This is a genomic window from Pseudomaricurvus hydrocarbonicus, assembly GCF_011602365.1.
In the GTDB taxonomy this organism is placed as follows: Bacteria; Pseudomonadota; Gammaproteobacteria; order Pseudomonadales; family Cellvibrionaceae; genus Pseudomaricurvus; species Pseudomaricurvus hydrocarbonicus.
The window spans coordinates 26,325-33,612 of record NZ_JAAONZ010000030.1; the positions used below are offsets into that span (position 1 = coordinate 26,325).

The 7,288-nt window shown below is 52.4% G+C and carries 5 protein-coding genes; all 5 read left to right on the forward strand.

The features are described 5' to 3' along the window. Positions 1-59: 59 nt before the first annotated feature. The 5 genes from G8770_RS22860 (at position 60) to G8770_RS22880 (ending at position 7,083) form a co-directional block, all read left to right on the forward strand. Positions 60-1,208 (forward strand): ABC transporter ATP-binding protein, encoded by a 1,149-nt coding sequence (locus G8770_RS22860; RefSeq protein ID WP_167192364.1) that lies wholly within the window; start codon positions 60-62, stop codon positions 1,206-1,208. A gap of 555 nt (positions 1,209-1,763) precedes the next feature. Next, complete coding sequence (locus tag G8770_RS22865; protein ID WP_167192365.1) at positions 1,764-3,938, forward strand: glutamine synthetase III family protein; 2,175 nt, start codon at positions 1,764-1,766, stop codon at positions 3,936-3,938. Between the two features lie 163 nt (positions 3,939-4,101). Then, positions 4,102-5,331 (forward strand): nucleoside recognition domain-containing protein, encoded by a 1,230-nt coding sequence (locus G8770_RS22870; RefSeq protein WP_167192366.1) that lies wholly within the window; start codon positions 4,102-4,104, stop codon positions 5,329-5,331. 823 nt (positions 5,332-6,154) lie between these two features. Then, positions 6,155-6,616: a DUF4265 domain-containing protein gene (locus G8770_RS22875; protein ID WP_167192367.1), complete on the forward strand. Its 462-nt coding sequence runs from the start codon at positions 6,155-6,157 to the stop codon at positions 6,614-6,616. A gap of 116 nt (positions 6,617-6,732) precedes the next feature. Further along, positions 6,733-7,083 carry a tetratricopeptide repeat protein gene (locus G8770_RS22880; protein WP_167192368.1) on the forward strand — a complete coding sequence of 117 codons (351 nt, stop codon included), beginning with the start codon at positions 6,733-6,735 and terminating at the stop codon, positions 7,081-7,083. Positions 7,084-7,288: the final 205 nt, after the last annotated feature.

Genomic DNA, 7,288 nt, shown 5'->3' on the forward strand with positions numbered 1-7,288 from the left:
GATAAAAGCTTAATGTCCTGTTTGGGAAACATCATTCACAATTAACGTAGGGGGAATTCATGTCTGCCATTTCCATGCAGGCGGTCGGCAAACATTTTGGTAAGACGGATGTCATCAATAACATCAGCTTCGACATTTACGACGGGGAGTTCACGGTCTTTGTGGGGCCTTCCGGTTGTGGTAAATCCACGCTGTTGCGATTGATCGCCGGGCTGGAAGAGGTTAGCAGCGGCAACATTGTTTTCGACGACGAAGACGTCACCGAGTGGACGCCGGCCGAGCGGGGTGTGGCGATGGTGTTTCAGTCCTATGCACTTTATCCTCACATGAACGTTTACGACAATATGGCGTTCGGTTTGAAGCTGGCAAAAAAGGATCCGCAGAGCATTCGTGAACGGGTAGAGAAGGCGGCACAGACATTACAGATTGGCCATCTACTCGATCGTAAACCGCGAGAACTTTCAGGCGGACAGCGCCAGCGGGTCGCCATTGGCCGGGCGATCGTGCGTCAGCCACGGGTGTTCCTGTTCGACGAACCCTTGTCCAATCTGGACGCCGCGCTGCGTGTACAAACCCGGCTGGAACTGAAACGCCTGCACGCCGACCTGGGCACGACCATGATTTATGTGACTCACGATCAGGTCGAGGCCATGACCCTGGCCGATCGCATAGTGGTACTGAATGACGGCAGGGTCGAACAGATTGGTTCGCCACTGGAGCTGTATCGCTCCCCCTGCAATCTGTTCGTTGCCGGTTTTATTGGCTCCCCGAAAATGAATTTTCTGCCGGGCAGCGTCGTTGAGCGTCGCGGTCAGGCCGTGCTTGTTGACGTCGGGGGGGGCTGCTCCGTGACGGCGTCTGTGCTTGATGCATCCGGCTTAGGCGTCGGTGCCCAAGTGACCCTGGGGTTGCGCCCGGAACACCTTGTGGGTCAGGCAAGTGTCTCGGGCAGAAACTCAGACGCTGCTTCGAACGATGGCTCGAATAATGACGGCGGAGCGTTGGCGGGTCAGGTCATCGCGGTAGAGCACCTGGGGTCCGAAGCCTATGTCCACCTGGCTTATGATGGGGCTGAACCGCTGGTGTTCAAGGCCACGGGGGATACAGCCATTGAGGTAGGACAGCGTATTCGGGTCGAGGTGCCGGCGGCGGTGTGTTATGTCTTTGACGAAACCGGCACCGCCGTCGCCCGGCCCGAGCTAACCTAGACCCGAGCCAATCAATATAGACTCTAGCGGCGACCAGCGTGCCAGTCCCCGTCGGTACTGCCCGTGGGTGCCGGGTCGTTGCCCGTGAACCAATATCATCCGTTGGTCCGCATCTCTGCTTCGCCGTGCACCAAATAAGGCCTTCGCCCGGAGGTATTTGCAGCGACCATCGACTCCGAGGTCACTTTTTCGCCGCCCGGTGAAATTTCGTCACTGATTTTCGTCAGTTATCCTCCGTTTGACCATTTTCTCCGTGTTTTAGCCGGTGTTCGCAACGTTTTGGCCGTGCTGGCCTCATTATTGCTCTTGTTACTGTTGTTAGGACCCTAGTTAGAACTGTGTAGTTAAAACTGTAGTTAAAACTGTTAGTTAGGGCTGTAGTTAGAGCCATAGCCACGACCGTTGTAATCCCGTGCTTGTGGCCAACTTGTACCTTCACAGGGTTTATAAACGGCCGTTTAAAAGCCGCTGTGAATCAATCCTCAATAACTCTAAATGGCGCTCGATGGGTATTTTGATCAGTGGCGCATTTCAATCGGATGAAAGGCATTATCTATGAGTGGAAATACCGCAAGACTTCAAGCCATATCGAACATCACCAATCGCATCCCCAAAAAAACCGGCCCCACCGAACCACTGAGCAAAATCTGGGCAAGTGATGTTTTCAATCTGGCGACCATGGAAAACGCATTGTCGAAGAACGCCTTCAAGGCGATTAAGAAAACGGTAGAAACCGGAGCGCCGCTGGATCCCGCCACGGCCGACGTCATCGCCGCCGCCATGAAAGAATGGGCCGTCGGCAAAGGAGTGAAGTTTTTCTCCCACATTTTTTACCCAATGACCAACATCACCGCCGAAAAGCACGATGGTTTCATTGTCACCAATGCGGATGGGCACGCCATCACGGAATTTACCGGCAGCCTGCTGATTAAGGGTGAGCCCGATGGCTCCTCGTTTCCCAATGGCAGTTTGCGCATGACCAATGCCGCCCGCGGCTACACCGCCTGGGATCCCACCAGCCCGGCCTATGTGATGAATACCCCCAACGGTGCGACACTGATGATTCCCAGCGTCTTTATGTCGTGGACCGGTGAATCCCTCGACAAAAAAATCCCGCTGCTGCGCTCGAACGCGGCGATGGATAAAGCCGCCCACAAAGTGCTCGCGCTGATGGGTGAGACCGAAATCGCCACGTTAAATTCCAGCTGCGGTGCCGAACAGGAATACTTCCTGGTGGATGAAAACTTTGCCAATGCCCGCCCGGATTTGCTGTTGGCCGGCAGAACCCTGTTTGGGGCGTCGCCCGCGAAAGGCCAACAATTCGATGACCACTATTTCGGCGCCATCCCGGCACGGGTTCAGGTGTTCATGCAGGACTTTGAAGACAAGCTTTATCGCCTGGGTATTCCGGCCAAAACCCACCACAACGAAGTGGCACCGGGACAATTTGAAATCGCGCCGTATTTTGAAGCGGCCAACGTGGCCGCTGATCACCAGCAGTTGCTGATGACCCTGATGAAGAGTACCGCCAAAGAGCACGGCTTTTTGTGCCTGTTGCATGAAAAACCCTTCGCCGGCGTCAACGGTTCTGGCAAGCACGTGAACTGGTCAGTGGGCAATGCCACTCAGGGCAACCTGCTGGACCCCGGCAATACCCCCCACGACAACCTGAATTTTCTGTTGTTCTGTGGTGCGGTGATCCGAGGAGTTCACACCTATGGGCCGATGCTCCGTGCCGTCATTGCCTCTGCCGCCAACGATCACCGGCTGGGTGCCAATGAAGCCCCACCGGCCATTTTATCGGTCTATCTGGGGGATCAGCTGGAGAGTGTGTTCAATGACATTAAGACCGGCAGTTTGCTGGAGAAAGCCGACGGCGGTGAGATGGATCTGGGGCTGTCACAGATTCTGAAATTCAAACGGGATCCGGGCGATCGCAATCGCACCTCGCCGTTCGCCTTTACCGGCAACCGCTTTGAATTTCGTGCCGTGGGCTCGTCGCAGTCGGTATCCGGGCCCCTGGTGGCGATGAACACCATGCTGGCCGACTCGCTCAACTGGATTGCCCTGGAGCTGGAAAGTGCCCTGGCGGACGGTACCGAAAAAGCACCTGCGGTCATTAAAGTCCTGCAAAAGCTGATGGATCTGCACGGCAATGTGGTCTTTGGCGGTGATGGTTACTCTTCGGAATGGCATCGGATGGCGGTGGAAGAGCGCGGTTTGAAAAATATCCCCACCACCGCGGACGCGTTGACGGCGTATAAAGACCCGGCGGTGATCGAGTTGTTCGAATCCACCGGGGTGCTGTCACCGAAAGAACTGGCCAGCCGGTTTGAAGTGTACGCCGAACAATACATTCTCTCCATCGAGGTGGAAGCCAAGCTGGTAATTGATATAGCCACCACCAAAATATACCCCGCGGCCATCTCATATTTGTCAACGCTCACCACCACGGCGACGAGCCTGTCGGGGATGGGCATTGCGTTTGGGGCGGACACGCTCAAGGCGGTGAGTGCGGCAGTGGGTAACATGATGGCGTCTGTCAGTGATTTGAAAGACGCGGTCGAGACACACGATTTTGAGTCGGAAGAGGCACACATGACATTCTGTGCCGAGACCATTTGCCCCTTGATGCTGGCCGTTCGGTCTGAGGCTGACACGCTGGAAGGACTGGTCGCCGATGAGCTGTGGCCCCTGCCCAAATATCAGGAAATGTTGTTTATAAAATAAGTCACAGAACGGTGCGGCACCGGTTTGCGGTGCCGCCTGTGCAAACAGGCACTTACTCGAAACCAATCCTCCCCGATACATCCCATATAGCAGATAGCCCGAGTGCGGATGCGTTTTCCGTCGATCTCTTTTAAACTGGCCAAAACCCTGGACGATATTGGCTATGCTCAACTGGATTTGGCTGTTCTTCTTCTTTTCCGCATTTGTGTCGGCCCTTGCCCAGCTTGTTTTTCAGGGCAACACGGAAATCTTCAATACGCTGGTTGCCTCCCTGTTTGACATGTCCAGGCTGTCGTTTGATATCGCCCTGGGTCTGGTGGGCATTCTGACCCTGTGGATGGGCATTCTCAAGATTGGTGAAAACGCGGGCCTGGTGGAAAAACTCTCGCGCCTGTTGTCCCCACTGTTTGCACACCTGATGCCCGAAGTGCCTAAAAATCATCCGGCGCTGGGGCATATCTCCATGAATTTTGCCGCCAACATCATGGGACTGGACAACGCCGCGACCCCCATCGGGATCAAGGCGATGCAGAGCCTGCAGGACATCAATCCACGCAAAGATACCGCCTCCAACGCCCAGATTCTGTTTTTGGTGCTGAACACCTCTTCCCTGACGCTGTTTCCCATCGCGATTCTCATGTACCGCGCCCAGCAGGGGGCTGCCGATCCGGCGGTGGTGTTTCTGCCCATTCTGCTGGCGACCTGTGCCTCCAGCATTGCGGGGTTATTGGTGGTGGCGTTTGTGCAAAAGCTGGATATTTTTAACCGCGTGGTGCTGGGCTATTTGGGCGTGATCGGTGTTGCGCTGGCCTCGCTGGTGGTGTATCTGTTAAAGCTGAGTCCCGAAGAGCTGGCCCGCACGTCTTCGCTCATGGCCAATTGCCTGTTGTTCAGCGTCGTGATTTTGTTCATGGCCATGGGCATCCGCCGCAAGATCAACGTCTATGAAAGCTTTATCGAGGGTGCCAAAGAGGGCTTTCAGCTGGCGATCACGATCTTGCCGTTCCTGTTGGCGATGCTGGTGGCGATTGGAGTGTTCCGGGCCAGTGGCATGCTGGAGTATTGCCTGGTGGCACTGCGCTGGGTATTTGAATGGGGGGGCATGGACACGCGTTTTGTCGACGCGCTGCCGACCGCCTTTATGAAGCCGTTAAGTGGTTCCGGAGCCCGGGCGATGATGCTCGAAACCATGAATAACTTTGGGGTGGATTCTTTTCCGGCCTTGATTGCCGCCACGGTACAGGGCAGCACAGAGACCACCTTTTATGTGTTGGCGGTTTACTTCGGCGCGGTGGGCATTAAACGCATTCGTCACGCGGTTGCCTGTGGCTTGTTTGCCGATTTTGTCGGCGTGGTCACGGCGATCTTCGTGGGTTATTGGTTTTTTGGTTAGAAGGCCCGAGTTATGCGGTGGATGAGACCAACGATAATCCGTCACGCAGGCAATTAGCCGTACGATGACGTTGAGCAGGATTCAAGCCGGACGGGCAGTAGCCACGCTTTTCTGAAACCCGAAAGCAGGAACAGCAGCAGGCATATCTTTCAGGCAGCCCTCTTGCCGATAGCCCATCTTTGAGCGACAAAGTTTAAAGCAATGGATCAAACGCACTGAAGGTGAAGAATCAACCATCGCGTTGGACATATCTCTGAAAGGGCTGCATGTGTGGGTAGAAAATTATTGTAATTTCAATAGGTTAGAGATATTGTTTTGGGAATGCTAAAAGATATGTATCAGGAAGATATGTCTAACACGGATGCTGATCGTTACTCCCGCCTTGTTATTTCCCTGATTTTTTAAAAATTGAGATTCTGGAGCAGGATATGTTGCTTCGGGATATGTCCAACGTTGGATAGAAGAAACTGTTACGTTCTTCACAGGTTTCTGTGAATTGTTTATAAGTTAATCAGGCAGTAAATTTGGTATCTTGGTTGGTGCCAGGCAGGAAGTTCGATACACTGCCTAAACATTGTGAAAACGTGGTGCCACTGGAAGGCGCTGGATCTATCAAAACCCCTTCCGTTCGCTCTTTTTAGAGCCCGCATAACTTTTTCATCCAATTTATAATTTCAGTCCCGCACACTGGCTGCAGTGGCAGGCAAAGGGCGTACTCCGTAGAGATGAAAGTGCTAAACGTAACAAGCAAAAGCACGCGGAAAATCCAACGCTACGCGCCGGCTTTCCGGTGTTTTGGGCGTTAACCCTCATGGAGAGTTCATTGCCCCAAACAAAGCTCGAAGTCGAATTGCCCGAATCTGATTGGCACAACTACGGATCTGAAACCTTGTGGGCAACTCACGTAGAAGGCGATATTTATCGAATTGATAATGTGCCGGTCTTTGCCTATGGGTTGGCGTGCGGTGATCAAGTTCGTGTTGTTATCGAAGAAGGAAGAGGTTTCCCTGTCGTCGAAGAGGTTACTTCCGGTGGAGGTCATTCAACCTACCGGCTAATGATGCCTTCTCGGCGTGGTGCGGAAAATAATCCAGAATTTGAACGGTACTGGAAACCACTCGAAGAAATTGGGTGTAGCTTTGAAGGCCATGATGCAACTGTAATAGCAATTGATGTGCCGCCACATGCGGATATATATCAAGCTTATAGCCTGCTACAAGCAGGCGAAGATAATGGAGTTTGGTCATTTGAAGAGGGGCACTGTGGCCATCAGCTTAAGGGTTAACAAGTCAAAGCACGCGGACTTGGTAAAGCTGTCACCTTTTTTGTTCCAAAAAAGCCGCCAACTTCACCAAGCCGGTGTTTGAAGCGTTATGTTTCAAGGAGAGTGAGTACCACCGAATGGAAAAAATAGATTTAATCCTATATATCATGGCCGGCATATTTGCATTGAATATTATTACTGCAATTGTTCGTGCCTATATTGGGCATTTCGTACGAGGTGATCGTCTCCACGCTAATATCAGGAAATATATCAATCAAGGCCAGTTTGTAGAGGCAATAGAGCTCTGCGAATCTCACTTAGAGAAAAGGCCATTTGATAGCCAGCTATTATGGTTTGAGGCTGAGGCATATTTTAGGCATGGCAACTATTCACGCGCACTAGAAAAATTTAAAAATATAGTAAATCATGAGCCTTCTTGGGCAGATGATGCAAAAAAATATATCGAAGCAATTGATTCAAAAACATAACAAATTGCTCAAGTACACTCCGGCCACAAAAAACGTGGCCTCCGCGGGACAACCTACACTGCGTTTCGGTTGCCCCTTAGCAAAGCGTTGAAATTGTAGAAAAACTCCTAAAAATAGGTGTTTTTTGATAAAATTAGGCATCGGAAAAGGACTACCGCCATGCCAAACTTCAAAAAGTACAACTACAGCCAGTCAACGATGGTTG

What these genes read in the sequence shown, in the direction of transcription:
- G8770_RS22860 (WP_167192364.1), top strand. Translation starts at nt 60, where the DNA reads ATGTCTGCCATTTCCATGCAGGCGGTCGGCAAACATTTTGGTAAGACG.
- G8770_RS22865 (WP_167192365.1), top strand. Translation starts at nt 1,764, where the DNA reads ATGAGTGGAAATACCGCAAGACTTCAAGCCATATCGAACATCACCAAT.
- G8770_RS22870 (WP_167192366.1), top strand. Translation starts at nt 4,102, where the DNA reads ATGCTCAACTGGATTTGGCTGTTCTTCTTCTTTTCCGCATTTGTGTCG.
- G8770_RS22880 (WP_167192368.1), top strand. Translation starts at nt 6,733, where the DNA reads ATGGAAAAAATAGATTTAATCCTATATATCATGGCCGGCATATTTGCA.